This is a genomic window from Staphylococcus sp. GW823-FHT05F06 (assembly GCF_058795495.1).
Map to the genome: position 1 here is coordinate 51,244 of NZ_JBXAHW010000004.1, position 23,467 is coordinate 74,710.

The window sequence follows — 23,467 nt, forward strand, 5'->3', positions numbered from 1 at the left end:
CTCAACTAGGTATATTTATTTGACTCATCATGATACCTGCAAAAATTAATATCATACCAATTAACAATTCAGTCATCAGTGCAAAACGATGGACCTGTTGTCGTTGTCTCAAAGCATGCATCGTTTGATAGAAACCTAATAGCATCATAGTAATAGTTCCTGCGATTTTTATGACAAGATAAATAGACCAAGCGCTCACATTATTCCTAAGTGTTAAAATATTCGTTTCATCAATAGCCATTAAAATCCCTGTAAAAACGAGCATAATCACAGCAATGATATTAACTTTTAAAAGCATACGTCTTACACTCGTCAACTGATCAATTTTCACTTTAATAGCATAACAAATGAGATAAACGAGTGAACCTAACCATAATGTTAGCCCTATAAGATGAATTGTTCTTATGATGATTGACCATAATGGCACTTGTTGTGACCACACGTGTCCAGACATACTTATCACAGCAATCATAATTATTGAAATGAGCCAGTATCATATTTTTTCCATATCCTTTAAAATGAAAAGTATAAACAAAATGATTAGTGAAATAGAGCTTAATATATACGGAAATTGCATTATCACTTCTAATTTAAATGATAGAATATCTTCTAATATATCAGATGTGAGTGTCATCATATAAACCACAAGACTCACGAGTACTGACATAGCCATAATCCATGCAATTCCTGATTGCTTGGGTAACACATTAATTTGTCTTAATCCTCGTTTCTTAGCAATACCATTTAACCAAAACAAGCCAATAAGTAGAAAGGTTGCACCTTCAGTAACATATCTTAATAATCCAAACCAAAATTTAGACTGTTCATAAAAAGGTGAAGATATATCTACATCTTTAGCCGTCACTTTTCCAACTGAAAATTCAAACGTATCTCCGACTTCATGTCCATCCGCAGATACCGTATGCCATTCAATAGTATTCGTGCCATTAACAATTTGCTCAGATGAAAATACAACTGTCTGAGACCATCCAGTTGTTATTGGTTTAAGTTCTTTAATCTTTTTACCTTTATCATCAAATAAGGTCACACTCGAGTATTTGGTGTTCACAGGTTCATTAAACTCTAACTTGATTGCTTCTGGTTTGTCTTTAATAACCCCTTGCTGTTGTGGTGTTGATTTTTCTAAAGTCGCATGTGCAGAAGCTTGCTATTGAAAAATAGGCAATAAAGTTATTAAAAACATAATAACTAACGTAGCACTATGTTTAGACATTATTTTTAACACCGACACCCCTCCTTTCATATAAAAATTTTGCTCCGTTTTTCATATTAGACATTATCACTCATCTTAACAATAACTATTCTAATTTTTTCGAATTAGACACAAATATAAAAATAGAAATTTTATCTAGTAAACTAAATACAAGTATATATAAATCATAAAGTTAATAAATCAATTAAGTATGTAGCAAAATGACAATTTGTAATATAAAATAAAGTTTATTCATTTTAGAATCACCTTACTAAGTGACCAACAAAATTTCGAAGATTGAATAAGTTGTATAAAGTTTATTATAATTAACCATACTATTAAATCTTAAGTAATCTACATATGCCTTAAAGATAAATTATATATTTAATGATTAATGTACAATCTAAAGTTATTAGTAGCTGGATTGATAATATAGCAAAATTCATCTACTTTTTCTTATACCTAACTATACAATAGGAATGTGATTCAACTTTATATATCATATTTAGGCCAAGAGAGTATGATATTTAAAAATTATGTCCGAAGTTTAAGAAGCTTGATGCCACAAATTTAGAAGTTTAAAATTTATTTAATTAACTTTAGTATCATCCTTATTCTAGTGGACGCTGAAAGGAACTATTAATTATGATTACAGCTTATAAACACGCACTTCATCATCCTTCACAAATTATTGAAACTGAAATCAATCATAGTGCTTCATGGATAAATGTAGTAGAACCAGATAGAGAAGAAATTGAAGGTTTGATGGAATTTTACAATATACCTGAGGATTTTATTCGAGATCCGTTAGACTCTGAAGAGAGTGCACGTATTGAATATGACGAAGATACGGGATACTCGCTAATTATTATTGACTTACCTATCGTCAATTCTACCAATCGACGTGTATTGTCGTTTGTGACCATCCCATTAGGCATTATTATTGGAAATGGTATCGTTATGACTGTTTGCGATGCTGAAAATGAATTTTTAGAAAACTTTGCTAAACAAGAAGATATTAACTTGAAATTTCACAGTCGATTTGCACTTGAAATACTAACAACAATAGCAAATCACTACAATAGAAATTTAAGATTGCTTAATAAATCTAGGATTCGTATTGAAAGAGAACTCAAAAATAACATTACTAACAAGCAGCTTTTTAAACTAATGGAAGTAGAAAAAAGTTTAGTATACTTCTTAGCTGCACTAAAAGGTAACGACACAATTATTAAAAAACTCTTTCGTCTTCCTGCAATCAAACGTTTTGAAGAGGATGAAGAGCTACTTGAAGACTTGGTGATAGAAAACAACCAAGCTATTGAAACGACTGAATTACATCAACGAATACTTGAGAGTATCACTTCTTCGTATGCTTCATTATTATCTAATGATATGAATAACATCATGAAAACATTAACGTTGTTTACGGTTCTTTTGACCCTTCCTACACTCGTCTTTAGTTTCTTTGGTATGAATGTACCCTTACCAATTGATGATCATAGTTACGTGTCTTGGATTATTGTTGTGGGAATTTCACTTATTCTAGTAGCTATCGTTAGTATCTTTTTATGGAAAAAACAAAAATTATAACAACAAATACCCTTAGTTATAGATTAGCACTCAATCTAACTAAGGGTATTATTATATGTTTAAAATTGTGTCAAAATTTTAAGTCTCTACTATGATTCAACAGCTGTCTTATTTGTTTTTCTTCGAGAAAGTACTAAAGTGACGACAACTGAAACAACAAATGCAATTAGCATTCCTATTAAGTAATGTAACCAACCAGCGTGTGTAGGATTTATAGATATAAATCCAGGTAATCCAGCTGTACCAAGCGCTATCGCTTTTACTTTGAAGAATGAAATATAAGCCGCACCTATACCTGATCCTGCAACAGCACCTATAAATGGATATCTCAATTTAAGATTGACACCAAACATTGCTGGTTCTGTAATTCCTAGTAAAGCTGAAATACCCGCCGCGGAAGCAACACCTTTTAATTTTTTATTTTGCTTAATGATAAAGAATGCAGCTAAAGCTGCACCACCTTGTGCAATATTTGACATCGTTGCGATTGGGAAGATAAATGAACCACCTGTTTTAGTCGCATCAGCAATTAATGTCGTTTCAACTGCAATAAAGCTATGGTGCATTCCTGTAATGACGATTGGCGCATATAATAAACCAAATATAAGTCCACCAATAGCTCCACCAAATTCATATAACCAAGTCAATCCATCAGATAACCAATAACCTAATTGACGAGTGACAGGCCCTACAAATAAAAATGTTATAAATGCTGTAATAAAAATTGATAATAATGGCGTCAATAAATTATCTAACACAGTTGGAATAACTTTACGTAACCATTTTTCAATCGTAGCTAAAATATATGTTGCTACGAGCATAGGTAATACTTGTCCCTGATAACCAACTTCATTAATATGTAGCCCAAAGACATCCCAGTGTGGAATAGCTTTTCCTTCTTCTAAAGCTTTTGGAAAATCATATGCACTCATCAATCCAGGATGAACAAGTATCATACCTAGAGCTGCACCTAAATAAGGATTACCACCAAATCGCTTAGCTGCACTAAAACCAATAAGTATTGGTAATAATGTAAAAGGTGCATTTGCAAATATATTAATCATATCAGCCAAGCCAGAAAATTGACTATGTACATCTATGATAGATTTACCATCATAGAACAAATCTTTAGCTGTGAAAATATTATTTAATCCCATTAACAAACCACCAGCTACAATAGCCGGAATAATAGGAACAAATATATCAGATAACATTTTCACAAATTTTTGGAATGGATTCATATGCTTAGATGATTTATCTTTAACTTCTGAAGTCGTAGATGCTTCTTTTCCAGTTATTTTTTCTAATTCATTAAATACTTTATTTACTGTCCCTGAACCTATAATAATTTGGTATTGACCACCTGTAGAGAATGTTCCTTTGACGACGTCCATATTAGACAAGGTATCTTCATCTACTTTACTCTCATCGTTCAATACTAAACGTAATCGAGTTGCACAATGTGCCATTGCATCTAAATTTTCTTCACCGCCAATTGCTTTAAGTATTTCTTCAGCAGATTTTTTATAACTCATATTCATCCTCCTTTTAGAACCGATTCCAATCACTTAATTATATTGTAACCGGTTCCAATCATTTACACAATACTCCTATTCATTTTTCTTAAAAAATATTAAACTAGCTTTAACATCTGCAGTTAAATCAATATCACTTTGGAGGGGATTTAGTTGAAAGAACGCGGAAAAATAGAAAAATTGTGGCGTGAAGAAAAATATCGTGTGCTATTTCATGATCAGAATGCATATCATTCGATAAGAACGTTATTAAAATCGCCTACCACATTGGGTGAAGTGAAAGAACATATAACGCACGCTTTAACCATTACACCTACAAAAGGCTCAGTTATCAATGCTTTTGAACATATGTGGGGGTATTTCAAAAAACAATGTACACAATATGAAAAACAACATAGCCGAGAATTAAAAGCGTTGTATATTGAAAATCAAATTGACTATTTTGAGCTGTTGTCTTTTTTAAAAAATTTAGCAGATAAATATGCTGTCGAGTACTTACAACAAAGTACCATACTCAATATTACAAAATGAAGTGACAAAATCATTTAACAATTATATTTCGTCAGGCAAGCACGAATACGTAAAACAGATCTTTATTTATATGTCAATTTTGGTTTTAAAATAAAAAACTGCCGGCACAGTGGTTTGATACTTTGCAGGCAGTTTAAAATCTGTACATATCCTTTATACAGAAAATCTTGCGAAAATGTACGCCTATAGATGATGACATCTATATGAAAATTCTACTCATCAAACCACTCACATTTATAGTTTATAAGTATGATTGAGAGTCTTTAAACTATTTGTTGAAAAGAATTAAAAGCGATATGAATACTTAATGAAATCTAAAACTTTACGGCGAGCACCATGACAATGCTTAAAATTTAAATTAAATGTTACTTTGGGGGAGAGTCATTTTAATTCAAAATTCTAATTGTTGCTACTTCAATATTGAACATAAACTTATGGTACATTTAAAACGTGCATAGATGTTGATTCTTGATGTTGAAATAAAATGTTTAACTTTCATCAAAACTACCCATATGCTAATGTTTATTCATCTTAATTTAAAAATTAATAATCAAAAAATAGAATTTTAATGGAGTTATTTTCGGATCATAGTGCTTGTGTTTTCTTGCTGTTGAATTCATTGATGTAATTGGAAAAGTTTTAAGAGATTACATAGGTATGAAACATTTTTGCTCAATTGATAATAAGTGCTGAATAATGACACATCAAACATGTTGAGTCTTGTTATGATCGATATCTCTTTTATTGTTCTTTCAATTAACGTTGAAATGAGCAGCGTGCATTTAGTTACAGTGACTTCGTTTTATAATTCATTCGAACTTCTCCTAAACCTCTAAATTGCTCTTTTAGATTTTTAAAAGGAAACGAAATCTAACATTAATTATGTAGTAAAATTCTCTTTTTGACTCTATCTAAATTTTCCAAAATAATGACCCTATATTCCTAAATCAACTTTTATATTGTGCGAAACTTATAATTTCTAACAATTTTCTGTATTTAGCCAAGAAAAATTTTATTTTTTACTATTACTATTTCTTTATCAATCGCTTATAATTACATTTATTATTCTATCAAAACAACTAAATAATTGAGCGAAATAGATATACACGGTCACATTTAAATTTAGTTATTCAATTCATTCAAGGAGCTAATGTAATATACAATGACATGTTTTTTAAATATATATAAAGAATATCATTCTCCCCCTGAACGCAATATTAATAGAATTATTCTGATGTTTTCACTTACAAATGACTTAAAAATCACTATTAATGGTGAAACAAAAGATTTAGGTAATCATATAGCTATCATTAATCAATCTGACATCTATTTTATTAATAGTGCTTCAAATCTCGTATTACTCTCTATTCCAGTTATTTATTTTTATAGTAAAGATAATAAATTTTTTAAATGTTATTTTGACAGACATTTATTACAATCAAGCAGTTTTGTTAAAACAATTATTTTACAAGCTATTCAACATTTAATAAAAGGAGAAAATCAAGATGAGCAATCCATCTCTAAAATAATACAAACGCTACTAAAAGAAGCAGTCATTCGATATAAGAAAAAATATATTCCTCAAATTGCAGTTAATCATTCAGTGTTTACTGAAGGATTAACATTTATTCATTCAAAAGTATCACAGTCACTTTCACTACGAGAAGTAGCTCAACATTGTAATATATCTGAATCTTATTGTTCTAACCTATTTGCAAGATATCTTAATATGAATTTTAAAGATTATTTTACAAGCTTAAAAGTGATTGACTCTATAAAAAGGCTACTTTCATCTGAGGACTCAATTAACGCTATTTCAGAACAATCTGGATTTAGTAGTCATACCAATTTTACAAATCAATTTAAAAATTATTTAGGTTGTAGCCCAAAACAATACCGAACGATTATCTCTAAGTTAGACTCCTTACCTTCGATAAGTTTTAGTGATACTGACTTTTCACAATATATTGATTTAATTAATCAATTTGAGTTTTGTGATCATTTGGCTACTGAAACGACTGAAAGAGATATCAATGAATTTTATCCTCAAGATCAGACTAAAAACTCTAAAGCGTTTATACGTTTTCAAAATTTCAACGAATTATTTCAATTTGTTTTTAATGAATATTACAACATTGATCTTACCTCCCTGCCACAAGCTGTAATTTTTATCAATGATATCACTGATATTTCGACGCGAGAGGTGAACTTTAATTTATTAAATCGATGCTTTGAAAAATTATTTGAAAAAAATATAGGTTTAGCCATGAGATTAACATCTACAAATGAATTTGAATCTATCAAAGAAATAATTTTATTATTTCTTAATAGCCACCAAGATTATAAAATGAACAAAAAAATGGTTAAATTTATGTTAGTCTTTGAAACTAAGAATATGTCAGTGAACGATATACATTTATGCCATTTAAAAATTAAAAATAAAAATAAAGCTATCCGTTATAGTATAACTGTTGAAGGATTACTACACCAAAATTTTTCTATTGATCGAACTTATGATATGATGAAGCGATTAAATTTCGATTACTATTTTATAGACATTGAAAATCTAGAAACCAAAAACTCATTAATTACCAAACGTAAATCGTACTTACATTCGTCCACACACTTTGAAAATTATAAACAATTTATATTAGATTCCGGTATACCTTCAACTAAATTTGTTTACAATAATTTATCTTTAAAGTGTTTTAAATATACAAACAATGGTACTTATCCACTTCAATTATCTGACCTTGTTTGTCATTTAGTCGCATTAATGCGTTACGGGGGTGGTGTAAGTTATCAACTGATAGAAGATGAGAGTCCTTTTATTGCCTTATTTAATCGTTATGGTAGTCCCCTACCTCTCATGCACCTCTATAAATTAATCGAACCATTTTTAAATGAACCTTTAGAGATAGCTAACAATTTTTTAATGAGTCGCAAAGATGGTAACTATCACTTTTTATTATTTAATAAAATAAATGATCGTTATCTATCTGATAGTCAACAGCGCTACGTTTTTAAAAATACATTATCAACCAACTCATTAATTATTATTAAAACGTTAAACCATGAGCATGGCGCAATTCAAAACCTTCTACCACAAACTAAACAACAATTTTATATTGAACGTAGTATTCTTGATGAACTTGATAAATCAAATCAACCAAAAACAGAATTAGCTATACAACATGACCATCATCTTCCTTTCCAAGTCACCTTAAAACACGATGAAGTCAAATATATTTGTTTTAAACCTTCTTAAAAATCATCATAAGGTTGTTTCGTTTAAATTATGTGTGATAAGGATATATACAATAATAAGGAGATGATAATTTTGAATAAACAACAAGTGACAAAAGCAATAGAAAAAGTATTAAATTCTTCAAAAATTGGTGTCCTATCAACAGCACATCATAATAAACCTAATAGCAGATATATGGTCTTTTACAACGATGACTTAAACTTATATACAAAAACGAATATCAATTCACTAAAAGTCGAAGAAATAGAAAATAATCCTGATGCTCACATTTTATTAGGCTATAACGAAACAACAAACAAAAGCTTTGTTGAAATAGATGCCACTATAGAAGTTGTCAAAAATCAAAAAGTTATTGATTGGTTATGGGAAACTCAAGACAAAACATTTTTCAATTCAAAAGAAGATCCTGAATTATGTGTACTCAAAGTTATACCTCGTTCAATTAAATTAATGAATGATGATGAACTAGATACGCCAGCTACAATTGAGTTATAAAATAATATCAAAATTTACCGTATTATAATCATTTTAGATTATGATGCGGTTATTTATTGTCTATTTATTGTCATTCATATCATCAAGCTCTATTTTATAAACTTTATTTTCTTTATACTACAATATATAATTGCAAAATGACTTAAAATTATGTATAAATGAATTAATATAGATAAAGGAGTTTTCAATAATGAAAAATAAAAAAGGATTAGGCATAGGTCTTATCACAATTATGGTTATCGTTTGTATTGTACTAGTAATCATGATGCTCGTGGGTGGTAAGAAAGATTCATACTACGGTATTATGAAAGATAGCACGACCATTGATAAAATGATAAATACTAAAAATGAAAAAATTGAAAAAAACGTAGAATTACCTAAAGATGCTAATGTATCAGTTAAAAAAGAAGATTTTGTGATGCTCTTTAAAGATGAAAAAACTGGAAAAATTACTAAAGTTAAGAAAGTTGATCACGATGACGTACCTCATGGTTTAATGTCAAAAATCCATGATATGGGTAATATGAAACACGGAATGTAGAAGTATTAAAACTTGCATTTAAATTAGAACAATTTAGCACAAAGATGATTTTAAACTAAAAAATCATTTTTGTGCTTTTTAAATTTACATTTTTTCAAAAATGCATAAGAGCCACTTACTATCATAGATTGTTTTGCTTCTGTTTGCATTTTTTCAAAAATGCATAAGAGCCACTAACAATCATAGATTGTAAGTGGCTCTAAAATGTCAGATATATAAATTTTTTAAATTGAATTTAAGTAGTTTTGACCTTTCTCTTTATCATAGACGTTTTCCCACTTAGCAATAACAACTGTTGATAGTGCATTACCAATAACATTAACACATGTACGAACCATATCTAATAAACGATCAACACCAATAATTAAAGCAAGACCTTGTGCTGTTATGTTCATAGAAGTTAATGTTGTTAATAAAACTACAATAGATACGCCTGGCACCCCAGCCATACCCTTTGAAGCAATCATAAGTGTGGCCATTAATACAAGTTGTTCAGTTAATGATAAATGTATATCATACATTTGAGCAACAAATAAAGCAGCTATAGATTGATATAAAGCTGAGCCATCTAAATTAAATGAATAACCGATAGGAATAACAAATGAAGTAACATCTTTTGGCGAACCAAAGCGTTCCATTTTCTTCATCATAATCGGCAATACTGCTTCTGAACTTGAAGTAGAAAAGGCAAGTAACAATTCACTTTTAAGTATCTTCATGATTGAAAAAATACTTATTCCAACCATTCTTGCAACAATTCCTAATACTACAATAACAAAGAAAACCATAGCAAATACTACAACAACTAATAATTTAAATAATGGAATTAATGCAGAAGCACCAAAAGTCATTACTGTCGTACAGATAAATGCAAATACTCCAATTGGAGCTAATTTTAAAATTTTATTGATCATCCAAAATACAGCTTCTAAAGTACCATTTAAGAATCCTTTAACGGGTTCTGCTTTTTCTCCTATCGCAGCTAATCCTAATCCAAAAAATACTGCGAAAAAGATAATCGGTAATAACTCACCTTTTGCCATAGATTCAAATAAATTCGTTGGCACAATATGAACTAATGTATCTATAAGATGATTACCATAAGTAGTCGCTTGTTCTGCTGAATGTGCAGATGATTGATATTTAGTAATATCGCCTTTAGGTAATTTATCTGGATCTAGACCTGAACCTGGTTTGAATAGATTACCAATGATAAGACCTAAACCTATAGCGATAGTTGTAATAATCTCAAAATAAAGGATTGCTTTCCATCCATAGCTTCCTACCTTTTTAGAATCCCCTAAATTTGAAATAGATAAGGCTAATGAACAAAATACAATCGGAATGATGATCATCTTAATTAAATTTAAGAACACATCACCAAATGGCTTAATATAATTTGCAACATCATCTTGTCCATATAGTAATAGACCAGCGATGACACCGAGTACCAAAGCAATAATTACTTGCGTTGGTAGACTTATTTTTTTCTTGAATAGAGCCATTATGCAAACTCCCCTTCATCTGACATCACTTAATTATATCAGATAATATCAAAATAGCTATATAATTTTTTTATTAAAAATACATGCATGCTGCATTTCTTCCTATTAAAAACAACACTAAAAACACACAGTTCTATGTTTAAATAAAACTGTGTGTTAATCCTTTATTTAGAAGGTTTATATTTTTGATCAAAATCACTATGTTTTGCTTTTTTAATACTTTTCTTCGTTTCGCTATCAAAACCTTCAATGAATATTCCTTTTGAAGTACTGATAGGTTGAATCACATATGTCACGTTAGGTTCATCTTTGAAAACGACTTCTTTATAGTATAGCCCCTTTTTAGTGCTATATGATGTTTTGTCTTTTTTCACTTTATCATTAAGATGATGGTCGCTCATATAGCTATCAATCAGTTCAAGATTTTTATGACCTTGATAAGCTTTGAGTCCAAAGAAAAATGCAATTGCTAATATTAGAGAGATAATCAAAATAATGATTACCCTAAAAATAACCTGTTTCTTACTCATTATTATAGAAACTCCTTTTATCTTATCACACACAATTATAAACGATTAATTCGTATAGAAAAGAAAGATTTATTTAAATTGTAACAAAATGTTCGTTTGTAAATGTGAAAATTTTGAGAAGTTTTATAAAAATTCCCTTACATCATCAATTGGAAGTCTCACTGAATCGTGTGCATCTTGTGCTTTTTTACCTATAGCAATCGCTAAAACTGGCACATATCTGTCAGAATCATAACCGATAATATCCGCAATATTTTCTTTATCGAAGCCGCCAATAGGGTTTGTATCGTATCCATGAGCTTTCGCTGTAAGCATTAATTGCATTGCCATTAAACTACTATCTATATTCACAATATCTTTCATGCCTTCTCTAGATAAGTTTTTATAATAAGGTAATATCCAATCTAACAGTTGTGCTTTGATATCTTCTGTCATCAATTGTTGTTCTACAGCATCGCCATAAATCTGTTCAGCTTTTTCGTAGTTTTGTAAATCTCCAAAAATAATTAACATAGCTGAGGATGTTGTTAACTGTCTGGAATTGAATCCAAATGATTCTTTAACTTTTTCTTTCATTTCATCACTTTCTACAACAGCAATTCTCCATGGTTGCATATTAACCGATGATGGTGCTTTAGTTGCTTTAGTAATGATTTCATCCATTTCTTCTCGAGGAATTTTATAATTCTCATCAAATACCTTTACTGATTTTCTACTGTTAAGCACTTCGTTAAAATCATTTATAAGTGTCAATTTTTGCACTCCTCCATTTTTAAAAAAATTGTTTTATTATCAAATTAAACTCATTCAAATATTTGATAAATTTAATTTAAAACAATTCGAATTATAGTGATGAAATCAATACTTGACAAGTGATACGCTTCATAATATTGTTACCTTAACAAGGAGTGATTAAATGTATGTAGAGAATAGTTATTTGAGCAAACAATTATGTTTTTTATTTTATGTTTCCTCTAAAGAAATCATCAAAAAATATACAGATTACCTAAAAGAGTATGGTCTTACATACACAGGTTATATTGTATTAATGGCGATAGAAGATGATGAGAAACTTAACATTAAAAAACTAGGCGAAAGAGTCTTCTTGGATTCTGGCACGCTGACACCATTATTAAAAAAATTAGAGAAAAAGAATTATGTCATTCGAACTCGTGAAGAACAAGATGAACGGAACCTTCAAATTTCTTTAACAGAACGTGGCAAGGATATTCAAAATGTTCTATCTGATATTTCACAAAGTGTTTTTAATGAATTTAATATTACTCAAGAAGAAACCCAAAATTTAGTTGAAGACTTGCAAAATTTTGTAACGAAAAATTTTGATAAAACAGTGGAAAAGTGATACTTATAGAGACTAGAGACAAAAGTAAACTTTTTAAATACAAATACAACAAAACTTTCAACTTTAGCAATAGCGATACAATTTAATAGTAATAGTATGTCTAAAGTAAGCTTTTGTCTTATTCTCTCGTACAGTCAGTATATTTTTTTGCACCTAATTCCTACTAAACTTATCTAAATACCTCTTTTTTGCAAGTTACATCACTTTATCTATACTCTATTAATTACAAGCATTGTAAAGACCATTAATGAATGATTATAGATATTTTAATAATTATCCATTTTAACATCTAAAAATGTGAATTAAGGTGGTATTTAAATAGACTATCAAGATGTGTGTTGTTTGTTTCCCTTCATATAATGGAGGTTGAAAGAAGCAATTGTATAGCTATTTTAATGAAAGTAGAGGGTGTGATTGTAAAATCAGTTATTCACATATATGACAACATGGAATTATGTTAAAACATTAAGATATACGTATTTTTTAAAATGATCTATCGACTGTCACTGTCTTGAAAAGATGATTGTTTCCTAATGCATTGATAGTCTTTGGTTCAGTATGTGTATGAAAACTGACTGTTAGTTATTTCATTCTAATGAAACGAAAAATAGCAAAATTTTTTGAATATTTTATTTTGATATTAAACAAAAATGTGCCCTAATTTGAACACACTTTAATGCTCACCTTAGGACACAATTTTTATTTATATACGAACAGCTTTTTCTTTTTTATTTAAATGAATCATTGTAATAAGAGCAATTACACCAAATATAGCTAAGAAGAAGAAAGCGAGATGACTTGAACCAGTGATACTCGTTACAAAAGTAATCACTAGTGGTGGGAAGAAACCGCCTAGTCCTCCCATCATGGATACAATACCATTCGCTGAACCTGCTTCTTTAGAAAAGTATGAAGGTACTAATTTAAATATTAAACCATTACCTATACCTGCACAGATACTAATTGCTAAACAGCCTATCGTAAACAGAACAATATGACTAGATAAGCTTAATATAAGCGCACCAATAATCATTATCACGAAGTCAATGATAAGCGCTTGTACTGCATTAAATTTATCACCTATAACACCACCAACCGGTCTCAGGAACGTCGCTAGTGCTATAAATATACCTGAACGAATACCTGCATCCACTTTATCAATACTAAAATGATCAACTAGAAAGTTCGGTAAAAAGATCCCAAAAGCCACAAAAGCTCCAAAAGTAATAAAATACCACAAACTTAAATAATACAACTTATAATTCTTAGATAGGTCTTTGACTTGAGCCATCAAAGGAATCTTCACTTTCGGCTCATTTTTATCTCCTAAAAAAAACATTAAAATTGCAAATATACTTAGAATAATTAAATAACTACGAACTGTATTTTGCCAGCCAATTGCACCTGCTAACACTGGGGCACAAAATGATGAAACTGCAGTACCAATATTACCTACACCATATATACCATTTGCTAAACCAACTTTGTCTTTTGAAAAGTATTTAGGTACTGAAGTAACACCTACTGAAAAAATTGCGCCACCAATTCCTAGAAAGAATCCTGATAACATTAGCATACCGGGTGATTGAGCTTGACCTAAAAGAAAAATTGGAAATAATAGTACAATAAAACTCCAGAAAAACACCCATTTCGCTCCTACAATGTTAGTTAAGTACCCAAATGGTACACGTAGTACAGAACCTAAAATAACAGGAATAGCTAAAATGACAGATATTTGTCCTGGAGAAATATCAACATCTTGTGAAATAAATGGCATTAATGGAGAAATGATACTCCATGCCATAAAGCCTGCGACCAAACTCAATGTCTGTAACGTAAGCTGAGAAACACCCTTTTTCATGTTCATTTTAATTCACCTTCATCTGATTTAATTATAAGGTGTATTGGTACTTTGTGAGAGCTTAATAAGAGGTCAAAATTAATAATATAAAACAAAATTATAAACAAAGTACCAATCACAAATTCATTTTAATATGTTTGTGAAAATATGAACATAAGGACATACCCTGATTTTACTTTTATTTTTCCCTATATAAAGGTACAAAAAAAGGACTACTTAGTCATAGACTAAGTAAGCCCTAATAATCAATCATGATATACATTTAAAATTCTAATAATTTTTTCTTTAAGGCATATTCAACTAATTCAGGTTTACTCTTTAAATTTAGTTTCGTCATAATATGCGTTTTATGTGCCTCTACCGTTTTCACCGATACAAACAACTTTTCTGCAATATCTTTATTGCCATAGCCTTTTGCTATAAGAGGTAATATTTCTAACTCTCGTTTCGATAAAATTTTAAATGGATCTGAAGATGATGACACTTCATCCGTTTGTGATTGATTGACAAACTCATTGACTAAAGACGTCGTCAATTTCATATCAACATAAGTTTCACCTTGATATACTGTACGTACGGCCAATATTAATTGCTCATCAGGTGAATTTTTTAAAATGTATCCTTTAGCACCACTTTTTAACACATGAAATAAATATTCTTCGTCATCAAACATCGTAAGTATTAAAATTTTAGTATCAGGAAAACTTTCAGAAATTTTACTGGTTGCGATTAAGCCTGACTCTCCTGGCGGCATGCTCAAATCTAAAATTAAAACATCTGGTCGATGTTCTAACACTTTTTGATAAGCTTCAACCCCGTCAGCTGCAGTTGCAACAACTTCCATATCTTCTTGATAATTTAATATCATTGAAAATCCTGTCCTAACAACTGCATGGTCATCCGCTATAACTATTTTCACTTCAATTCCCCCAACTTACATCATCAACTTAAATCGGTATATCTAATGTAATTATAGTACCTCTATTAATATGTGTCTCTATATTAACATGACCGTTAACTAATTCTGCACGTTCTCTCATTCCGTACAATCCAAGTCCAGAGCCTTTAGGGTGATGATCTAAACTAAACCCTTTACCTCGATCCACAACCTCTGCTACAAGCTGCTTGCCATCACTATGCGTACTTACCTCAATTTCATTAACCTCAGCATATTTTAGAGCATTAAATACACCCTCTTGAACTACACGATACACAACTGTTTCAATTTCATTATCAAAACGCATGCCTTTAATGTTCGAATCATATTTAATATGCATACCATAATTTTCTTCAAACTGTTTAAAATATGATTTAAAAGCTGCTTCAATGCCTAAATCGTCGAGAGAAGAAGGTCTTAATTCAACAGACATATTTCTAATATCATCAATAAGCTGTGATAATAAGCCTTCTATACGTTGAGATGTTTCAGCTAACACCTTATCCCTGTGCTTATACTTCAAAAGCCTTAGTTCAACATCTATATTGAGCATATCCTGTATTACACTATCATGTAATTCTCTAGAAATACGCTTTCGTTCATTTTCTTGTGCTTGAATTGAACGATGTAACATTTTTTGTTGATACATTTTTTCTTGCCTTTCAATCTGAGGCGCCACATTCTGTAAGGTAAATGCACTAATACCTCTTTGTTCATCAATATTTTGATACATAGCTGTAAAAGGCTTAATTTCATTATCTTTTGTCTTCATAAATACTTGGAAATTGGAATGTTGTAATTGCGTTGTCTCTAAAAAACAATCTTTACACGATTGTACATCATATTCATTAGAGTATCCTTCGCATCGATGACAAATCGCATTTGTCATAGCATTATAATTATCTTCCTCAGTTAAAATATCTTTTGCTGCGTCATTCATAGCAATAATTTTGCCTTGTCTATTAACAAATACAATTTTCTCGTTCGTGGTTTCATAATAATTCTTAAGTAATTGCTCTAAACTTAAATCAGTTTGCTCCAACATATTTACCACCTAGTTTATTTCTGTAAAAATACCGATTTGTTTTTCAATATTAAGTTGGTCCAATGACTGAGGTAACGGCTGATGATTTCTTTGACCTAATAATAAAACGCCATACATTGAATTTTCTAACCATAAAGGGACTGCAACTACAGCTGTCAATGACTCACTAAGAATGATTGGAAATTTAACTTTCTCTTCTGGAGATAAAGCTGTATCTACATCAGCAATAACCATACGCTTACCGGTTTTCATCACCATTCCAGCAAGCCCTCTACCCTTTCTCAAAATGATAAGTTTATATCTATCATTTGTGTTACCTGAAACATATTGCCATTTAATTGGTGATGAAGTTTGATGATAATCATATAAAGCGATACCACCAAAATCATAACCCTCTTGTGCTCTCAACTTATCTAAATTCATTTGTAAATGTTGATTATGTTTTAAAGATTCTGGTTCCACACTTTCACCTCATAATAAATTAAATTTTGTTTTTGCGATAAACAATATATCTTCTGTTCATATATGACAGTGGTACACTCCAAACATGTACTAAACGAGTAAATGGCCAACACGCAAACACTGTAAACCCTAATAATATGTGCAGTTTAAACGACCAAGGCACGTTTAACATTAAGTCAGCATTTGGAGAAAACATGAATAAATGTCTAAACCATATCGCAATGGTTTGACGATAATCAAATTCAGGTTGAATCGCATTGGTTACAAGCGTAGAATAACAACCCATTATTAAAATAATCAACAAAACGATATTCACAAATATATCTGAAAATGAACTTAATCGTCTAACGTTTTTGATGGATAGTCGTCTTAAAGTTAGCAACAACATTCCTATTAATGTTATTATACCAAAAACACTACCTATATAAACTGCACCTATATGATAGATATGATTATTTACTCCTATCGCCTCTAACCAATTAGCGGGAATCAATAATCCCACAACATGACCAAAGAATACCGGAATAATACCTAAATGAAAAAGTAAACTTCCCCATTTTAATCGTTTCTTTTCAATCATTTCACTCGACTTTGCTGTCCATGAAAATTGATCATATTTATATCTTGCGATATGTCCAATAACAAATATTGCTAAACATAAATATGGATAAATAACCCATACAAATTGATTAAGCATGATTTTCCACCTCTTTCAAAGGCACGATACACGCTTTTAACGTTTTTCTTAATGCACTGACAACATATGCATAGGGATTATTGTTTTCAGCTAGGGTATTTGCCATTTCATACGTACCATCTTCAATAATCATAATGACAAGTTGAAGGTTTTCCTGTGCTCGACTATCATTTTTAAAATCAGCAACTTGCAAAAACTGTAGCATCAATGGGAGAAAATCAGATAATTCATTATCAACCATTTTTAGTCCAAACATTTCGTATAAAACCTTTAATTTAGCTAGCATTTGACCCCGTTCCTTTTGCGTGTCAAATTTATTAAATGTCATATAGAGTGGGTGTTTTTTACTAAAATCAAATGTATCTGTATAGATAGCTTTAATTTCTGACAAAGTATAATTCATCATGACTTCTCTATATGCAAGCAAATCTTCGTAGCCGGGGTGAGACTTAGAAATAGTTTCTTCAAATATTTTTGGATGAAATGTCATTTTTTCTGGAAAATTCATTTGTTGACCAAGATAGCCTAAGCTATCTTGGTATAGACTTAATTGTTCAAGGTTAATCACGGAAGATCCCTCCATAGAAATTTTCATTATAAATTTCTTGTCCAGTTTTACCTGATTGAACTGCAACACCACAACCTTCACAATTAGAGCCAAAGTACTCTCCACCGTAACCTTGACTTCCTTGCGCTTTATAAGTATCTAAATATGTTTCTTTATGGGAAGAAGGCACAACAAAACGATCTTCATATTTAGCAATACCTAGTAAGCGATACATTTCAGTCATCTGTCTTTCAGTAAGTCCTAATCGTTCTAATTTAGAAGTATCGAAAGGTTGGTTTGTTATTTGAGAACGCATATAACTTCTCATCATCGCCATTTTTTGTAAGCCCTCTTTAACAGGTTTTGTGTCGCCAGCAGTTAATAAATTTGCTAAGTATTGAATAGGTAAACGCATTTCCTCAATAGCTGGGAAAATCATATCTGGATTTTGACCTGCATTTTCACCTTCGAAATAACTCATAATAGGACTTAAAGGTGGACAATACCACACCATCGGCATAGTTCTAAATTCAGGATGCAATGGAAAGGCCATTTTATATTCTATTGCCAATTTATACACTGGTGAGTTTTGAGCTGCTGTAATCCATTCTTGATTTATTCCATCTTTTTCAGCTTGTGCAATGACTTCCTCATCAAATGGATCAAGGAATAGGTCTAATTGTTTTTCGTATAAGTCTTTTTCATCTTTAGCTGAAGCCGCTTCTTGAACGCGATCTGCGTCATATAATAAAACACCTAAATATCTCATACGTCCTGTACAAGTTTCGGAACAAACAGTTGGCATACCAGCTTCGATTCGTGGGAAACAAAATGTACATTTTTCAGCTTTATTCGTTTTCCAGTTAAAATATACTTTTTTATACGGACATCCAGTCATACAGTATCTCCAACCTCGACAGGCTTCTTGATCGACGAGTACGATACCATCCTCATCTCGTTTATACATAGCTCCTGATGGACAAGATGCTACGCAACTTGGATTTAAACAGTGTTCACATAGTCTTGGTAAATACATCATAAATGTCTCATCGAATTGGAATTTAATATCTTCTTCTATTTTCTGAATATTTGGATCCTCTGGTCCTGTAATGTGACCTCCAGCTAAATCATCTTCCCAGTTTGGCCCCCATTTAAGATTCAATCTATCACCTGAAATTAAAGAGTGAGCTGTCGCCACGGGAGAGTGCTGTCCTTGTTTAGCATTGGTTAAGTGTTCATAGTTATATGTCCACGGTTCATAATAATCTTGAATGAGTGGCATGTCTGGATTATAGAAGATTTTACCTAAAGCAATTTTTGACCATCTGTTACCAGATTTTAATTCAAGCTTTCCTTTTTTATTTAGCACCCAACCACCTTTATATTGTCCTTGGTCTTCCCATCTTTTTGGATATCCTACACCCGGTTTTGTTTCTACGTTATTAAACCACATATATTCTGCACCAGGTCGATTTGTCCATGTGTTTTTACATGTCACACTGCAAGTATGACAACCAATACATTTGTCTAGATTCAATACCATTGCAACTTGCGCTTTAATCTTCAAGCCAATTGACCTCCTTCATTTTTCTAACAGCTACATACTCATCTCTTTGATTTCCAATTGGTCCATAATAGTTAAAGTGATAACTAATTTGTGCATATCCTCCTACTAATTGAGTAGGTTTCAAGTGAATACGAGTAGGTGCATTATGAGAACCTCCACGAGTATCAGTAATTTCAGAACCAGGTGTCTCTATATGTTTATCTTGTGCATGATACATAAACATTGTGCCTCTAGGCATACGATGAGATGTTACAGCTCTGGCAGTAACAACTCCGTTTCTGTTGTATACTTCTAACCAGTCGTTATCATTAATACCATGGTCAGCTGCGTCTTCATTTGAAATCCATACAACTGGTCCACCTCTAAACAACGTCAACATGCGTTCATTATCTTGATAAGTTGAATGAATATTCCATTTTCCATGAGGTGTAAGGTATCGAAGCACTAATGTATCTTGTCCACCTTTAACTTTTTTATCACGAGCACCAAATACCATTGGAGGTAAAGTAGGTTTATATACCGGTAAACTTTCGCCAAACTGTTGGAATACCTCATGATCTATATAATAACTTTGACGTCCAGTTAGTGTTCTAAATGGCACTAAACGTTCAACATTAGTTGTAAACGGTGAGTAGCGTCTTCCATCTTTATTAGAGCCAGGGAATACTGCAGTTGGAATCACTTCTCTTGGTTGAGAAGTAATGTTTAAGAATGATATCTTTTCAGAAGCACGTTCTTTAGAAATATCTTTAAGTTCCATACCTGTTTGATTTTCTAAATCTTCATATGACTTTTGTGATAATTTGCCGTTTGTAGCAGAGGATATATTCAAAATGACATCTGCTACTTTTCTCGCTGTATCTATTCTCGGTCTATCATTTTTAACTGAAATAGTATTATCATCATTCCAAGTTCCAACTATACTTTTAAGTTCTTCGTACTCTTCACTAACGCTATAACTCACACCATGAGCACCTATTTTCCCTTTTTCTAGTTTTGGACCAACAGTAACGAATTTATCGTAAATTTGTGTATAGTCTCGCTCTACGATAGAAAAATTAGGCATTGTTTTACCTGGCACACCTTCAATTTCTCCTTTAGACCAATCTTTTACAATACCGTATTCAGTTGAAATTTCTTGTTTTGAATCATGTCCTAATGGTGTAGTTACGACATCTTTAAATTTACCTGGAAGATAATCTTTCGCCATTTCTGAAACAGCTTTACTTAGAGTTTTATAAATATCCCAGTCCGAACGCGATTCCCATAATGGGTCAATCGCTGGGTTAAATGGATGAATAAATGGATGCATGTCTGTAGAAGATAAATCATGTTTTTCATACCAAGTTGCAGCAGGTAAAACGATATCTGAATATAATGGCGTCGCAGTCATTCTGAAATCAAGTGATACTAATAAATCAAGTTTCCCTTCTGTATCCTCGCGCCATTTAATTTCCTCTGGTTTATCATCTTCATTTGGCTCTGCCATTAAACCAGAGCGCGCACCTAACAAGTGCTTCATAAAGTATTCTTGTCCTTTAGCTGAACTAGAAATTAAATTAGATCTCCATACAAATAATGTTTTAGGATGGTTTTTTCTTAAATCTGGATCTTCTATCGCAAATTGTGTATCTTTATTTTTAACTGATTCAATCGCTTTTTGTAAGATGGCTTCATTTGAATCATCACCTTCATCTTTAGCCTCTTCACCAAATAATAGACTGTTTTTATTAAACTGTGGATATGAAGGCAACCAGCCCATACGAGCAGCTGTTACATTGTAATCAGCTGGATGTTGATGCTTAATATTTTCAGCTAATGGTGATTTTAATTTATCTACATTTGATTCTTCATACTTCCATTGATCTGTAGCGAAATAGAACCAACTTGTACCATTTTGTAAACGTGGAGGACCTTGCCAATCTTTAGCGAATGCAATAGTATTCCATCCTTCAATTGGTCGACATTTTTCTTGTCCTACATAGTGTGCCCAACCACCACCGTTAACGCCTTGACAACCACACAATAGTACTAAGTTAAGAATTGAACGATAAATAGTATCGGAGTTAAACCAATGGTTGATACCAGCCCCCATAATAATCATTGAGCGTCCACCAGTATCAATAGCATTTTGTGCAAATTCTTTTGCCACTTTCGTCACTAATTCTTTTTTGATACCTGTAATTTGTTCTTGCCAAGCGGGAGTATATTTAGAAGATGCGTCATCATAAGATGTAGCTTCTAGTTCGTGTTCAAAACGTTGAACACCATATTGACTCGTCATTAAATCATAAACCGTAGCAATTTTAACTTCTTCTCCGTTAGCTAACTGAATAGTTCTCGTTGCAATAGGTCTCTCAAAGATACCATCACCACTGCTATCAAAATATGGAAATTGAATCGTTTCAACATGATAGTCACTTTCAACCATTGATAACATTGGATCAATTGGTGTACCATCCTCTGTTTCAAGTTTCAAATTCCATTTTTTCCCTTCTTCCCAGCGTTGCCCCATTGTGCCATTAGGAACAAGTAATTGTTGGCTCAATTTGTCTTGAATAACTGGCTTCCATTCATTATTTTCACCTGACATCCCTAAATCAGAAGCACGCAAGAATCTACCTGCTTTATAGCCATTCTCATCTTCATCTAACATAATGACAAACGGCATATCAGAATATTGCTTAGCATAGTTAATAAACATATCATTCGGTTGATTTTCATAATATTCCTGTAAAATAACATGTGTCATTGCTTGTGCAACCGCTGCATCTGTCCCCGGATGTGGTGCAAGCCAATGATCGGCGAACTTAACATTCTCAGCATAATCAGGTGCTACTGAAATAACTTTCGCCCCTTTATATCTAACTTCAGTCATAAAATGTGCGTCAGGTGTACGTGTTAATGGAACGTTTGATCCCCACATCATTATGTATGAGGCGTTGTACCAATCACTGGTTTCTGGCACGTCTGTTTGCTCACCCCAAATTTGTGGAGATGCAGGTGGTAAATCAGCATACCAATCGTAAAAACTTAACATTTCTCCACCTAACAAATTAATAAATCTTGCTCCTGAAGCATAACTAATCATCGACATAGCAGGAATAGGAGTAAATCCAGCAATACGATCCGGTCCATCTTTTTTTATGGTGTATAAAATTTGAGCTGCAATGATATCTGTGGCATCTTTCCAATTTGCTCTGACGTGTCCACCTTTACCTCTTGCTTCTTTATATTGTTTGGCTTTTTTTTCATTTTCTACGATGGATGCCCATGCCGCAATTCGGTTTCCTTTTTGTTCTTCAAGCGCTTCGGTCCATAAATCTAATAATTTACCTCTAATATAAGGATATTTAACTCTTAACGGACTATACTCATACCAAGAAAATGATGCACCTCTCGGACAACCTCTTGGCTCAAATTCTGGCATATCAGGTCCACAACTTGGATAATCAATTTGTTGATTTTCCCATGTAATTACGCCATTTTTGACAAATACTTTCCATGAACATGATCCAGTACAGTTAACACCATGCGTCGTTCTCACAACTTTGTCGTGGCTCCATCTTTCTCTATACATCTTTTCCCATTCTCGACTTTTATGCTCTAATACCGACCAATTTCCATTAAACTTTTCTGTCGGTTTAAAGAAATTCAATCCAAATTTTCCCATTTTATTAATCCTCCCACCATACAAGGTTATATCCTTTCTCAATGCATAGGTATTGTGTCTTATCTTTATTGTACATTTTTTCACAAAGCCATTATATTAGGGAA

Annotated in this window: 19 protein-coding genes and 1 pseudogene; 6 read left to right on the forward strand and 14 right to left on the reverse strand. The window is 31.7% G+C overall.

Annotation, left to right across the window (positions count from 1 at the left end):
• Nucleotide 1: 1 nt before the first annotated feature.
• Complete coding sequence (locus tag AC1Q7N_RS03895; RefSeq protein ID WP_032603453.1) at nt 2–472, reverse strand: hypothetical protein; 471 nt, start codon at nt 470–472, stop codon at nt 2–4.
• Between the two features lie 381 nt (nt 473–853).
• Nucleotides 854–1,234 (reverse strand): annotated as a pseudogene (locus AC1Q7N_RS03900) (copper resistance CopC family protein); the annotation flags it as partial.
• Between the two features lie 624 nt (nt 1,235–1,858).
• Between AC1Q7N_RS03900 and AC1Q7N_RS03905 the strand changes: the two are divergent.
• On the forward strand, nt 1,859–2,806 hold the full coding sequence (locus AC1Q7N_RS03905) for a magnesium transporter CorA family protein (protein ID WP_002438349.1): 948 nt from the start codon (nt 1,859–1,861) through the stop codon (nt 2,804–2,806).
• Nucleotides 2,807–2,895: 89 nt separating this feature from the next.
• On the opposite strand, the gene AC1Q7N_RS03910 is transcribed toward AC1Q7N_RS03905, so the two are convergent.
• Nucleotides 2,896–4,341, reverse strand: coding sequence for a sucrose-specific PTS transporter subunit IIBC (locus AC1Q7N_RS03910; RefSeq protein ID WP_002456063.1), 1,446 nt, complete (start codon nt 4,339–4,341; stop codon nt 2,896–2,898).
• A 153-nt stretch (nt 4,342–4,494) separates the two neighbouring features.
• Here AC1Q7N_RS03910 and AC1Q7N_RS03915 point away from each other — a divergent pair, with 153 nt between their 5' ends.
• The 4 genes from AC1Q7N_RS03915 (at nt 4,495) to AC1Q7N_RS03930 (ending at nt 9,176) form a co-directional block, all read left to right on the forward strand.
• Nucleotides 4,495–4,872: a YbgA family protein gene (locus tag AC1Q7N_RS03915; protein WP_001831516.1), complete on the forward strand. Its 378-nt coding sequence runs from the start codon at nt 4,495–4,497 to the stop codon at nt 4,870–4,872.
• Between the two features lie 1,162 nt (nt 4,873–6,034).
• Nucleotides 6,035–8,140: an AraC family transcriptional regulator Rsp gene (rsp, locus tag AC1Q7N_RS03920; protein ID WP_002502981.1), complete on the forward strand. Its 2,106-nt coding sequence runs from the start codon at nt 6,035–6,037 to the stop codon at nt 8,138–8,140.
• A gap of 72 nt (nt 8,141–8,212) precedes the next feature.
• The gene (locus tag AC1Q7N_RS03925) at nt 8,213–8,635 is read left to right on the forward strand and encodes a pyridoxamine 5'-phosphate oxidase family protein (RefSeq protein ID WP_002495111.1); all 423 of its coding nucleotides are present in this window, start codon (nt 8,213–8,215) and stop codon (nt 8,633–8,635) included.
• A gap of 190 nt (nt 8,636–8,825) precedes the next feature.
• Nucleotides 8,826–9,176, forward strand: a complete 351-nt coding sequence (locus AC1Q7N_RS03930; protein ID WP_002468199.1) for a DUF4889 domain-containing protein — start codon at nt 8,826–8,828, stop codon at nt 9,174–9,176.
• A 224-nt stretch (nt 9,177–9,400) separates the two neighbouring features.
• Here AC1Q7N_RS03930 and AC1Q7N_RS03935 read toward each other — a convergent pair whose 3' ends face one another.
• From AC1Q7N_RS03935 to AC1Q7N_RS03945, 3 genes are all read right to left on the reverse strand, one after another.
• On the reverse strand, nt 9,401–10,681 hold the full coding sequence (locus AC1Q7N_RS03935) for a cation:dicarboxylate symporter family transporter (protein WP_002468188.1): 1,281 nt from the start codon (nt 10,679–10,681) through the stop codon (nt 9,401–9,403).
• 164 nt (nt 10,682–10,845) lie between these two features.
• Entirely contained in the window at nt 10,846–11,211 is a 366-nt protein-coding gene (locus AC1Q7N_RS03940; protein ID WP_001831482.1) for a DUF3139 domain-containing protein, read from the reverse strand.
• 123 nt (nt 11,212–11,334) lie between these two features.
• Nucleotides 11,335–11,964 carry a nitroreductase family protein gene (locus AC1Q7N_RS03945; protein WP_002468269.1) on the reverse strand — a complete coding sequence of 210 codons (630 nt, stop codon included), beginning with the start codon at nt 11,962–11,964 and terminating at the stop codon, nt 11,335–11,337.
• A gap of 163 nt (nt 11,965–12,127) precedes the next feature.
• On the opposite strand from AC1Q7N_RS03945, the gene AC1Q7N_RS03950 reads away from it, so the two are divergent.
• Nucleotides 12,128–12,574: a MarR family winged helix-turn-helix transcriptional regulator gene (locus AC1Q7N_RS03950; protein WP_002438330.1), complete on the forward strand. Its 447-nt coding sequence runs from the start codon at nt 12,128–12,130 to the stop codon at nt 12,572–12,574.
• Nucleotides 12,575–13,277: 703 nt separating this feature from the next.
• Here the strand turns inward: AC1Q7N_RS03950 and AC1Q7N_RS03955 are convergent.
• From AC1Q7N_RS03955 to AC1Q7N_RS03990, 8 genes are all read right to left on the reverse strand, one after another.
• Nucleotides 13,278–14,441: a nitrate/nitrite transporter gene (locus tag AC1Q7N_RS03955; RefSeq protein WP_002468283.1), complete on the reverse strand. Its 1,164-nt coding sequence runs from the start codon at nt 14,439–14,441 to the stop codon at nt 13,278–13,280.
• Between the two features lie 256 nt (nt 14,442–14,697).
• The gene (nreC, locus tag AC1Q7N_RS03960; protein ID WP_002438326.1) at nt 14,698–15,354 is read right to left on the reverse strand and encodes a nitrate respiration regulation response regulator NreC; all 657 of its coding nucleotides are present in this window, start codon (nt 15,352–15,354) and stop codon (nt 14,698–14,700) included.
• Between the two features lie 28 nt (nt 15,355–15,382).
• Complete coding sequence (locus tag AC1Q7N_RS03965; RefSeq protein WP_002456059.1) at nt 15,383–16,417, reverse strand: sensor histidine kinase; 1,035 nt, start codon at nt 16,415–16,417, stop codon at nt 15,383–15,385.
• Nucleotides 16,418–16,426: 9 nt separating this feature from the next.
• Entirely contained in the window at nt 16,427–16,879 is a 453-nt protein-coding gene (nreA, locus tag AC1Q7N_RS03970; protein WP_145376294.1) for a nitrate respiration regulation accessory nitrate sensor NreA, read from the reverse strand.
• A gap of 19 nt (nt 16,880–16,898) precedes the next feature.
• Nucleotides 16,899–17,576, reverse strand: coding sequence for a respiratory nitrate reductase subunit gamma (gene narI, locus AC1Q7N_RS03975; protein WP_002438321.1), 678 nt, complete (start codon nt 17,574–17,576; stop codon nt 16,899–16,901).
• Nucleotides 17,569–18,144 carry a nitrate reductase molybdenum cofactor assembly chaperone gene (narJ, locus tag AC1Q7N_RS03980; protein WP_002456058.1) on the reverse strand — a complete coding sequence of 192 codons (576 nt, stop codon included), beginning with the start codon at nt 18,142–18,144 and terminating at the stop codon, nt 17,569–17,571. Before narJ ends, narI begins: the two co-directional genes overlap by 8 nt.
• On the reverse strand, nt 18,137–19,690 hold the full coding sequence (gene narH / locus AC1Q7N_RS03985; RefSeq protein WP_002438317.1) for a nitrate reductase subunit beta: 1,554 nt from the start codon (nt 19,688–19,690) through the stop codon (nt 18,137–18,139). The genes narJ and narH overlap by 8 nt, the downstream gene beginning before the upstream one ends.
• Complete coding sequence (locus AC1Q7N_RS03990; protein WP_145376296.1) at nt 19,680–23,363, reverse strand: nitrate reductase subunit alpha; 3,684 nt, start codon at nt 23,361–23,363, stop codon at nt 19,680–19,682. Before AC1Q7N_RS03990 ends, narH begins: the two co-directional genes overlap by 11 nt.
• Nucleotides 23,364–23,467: the final 104 nt, after the last annotated feature.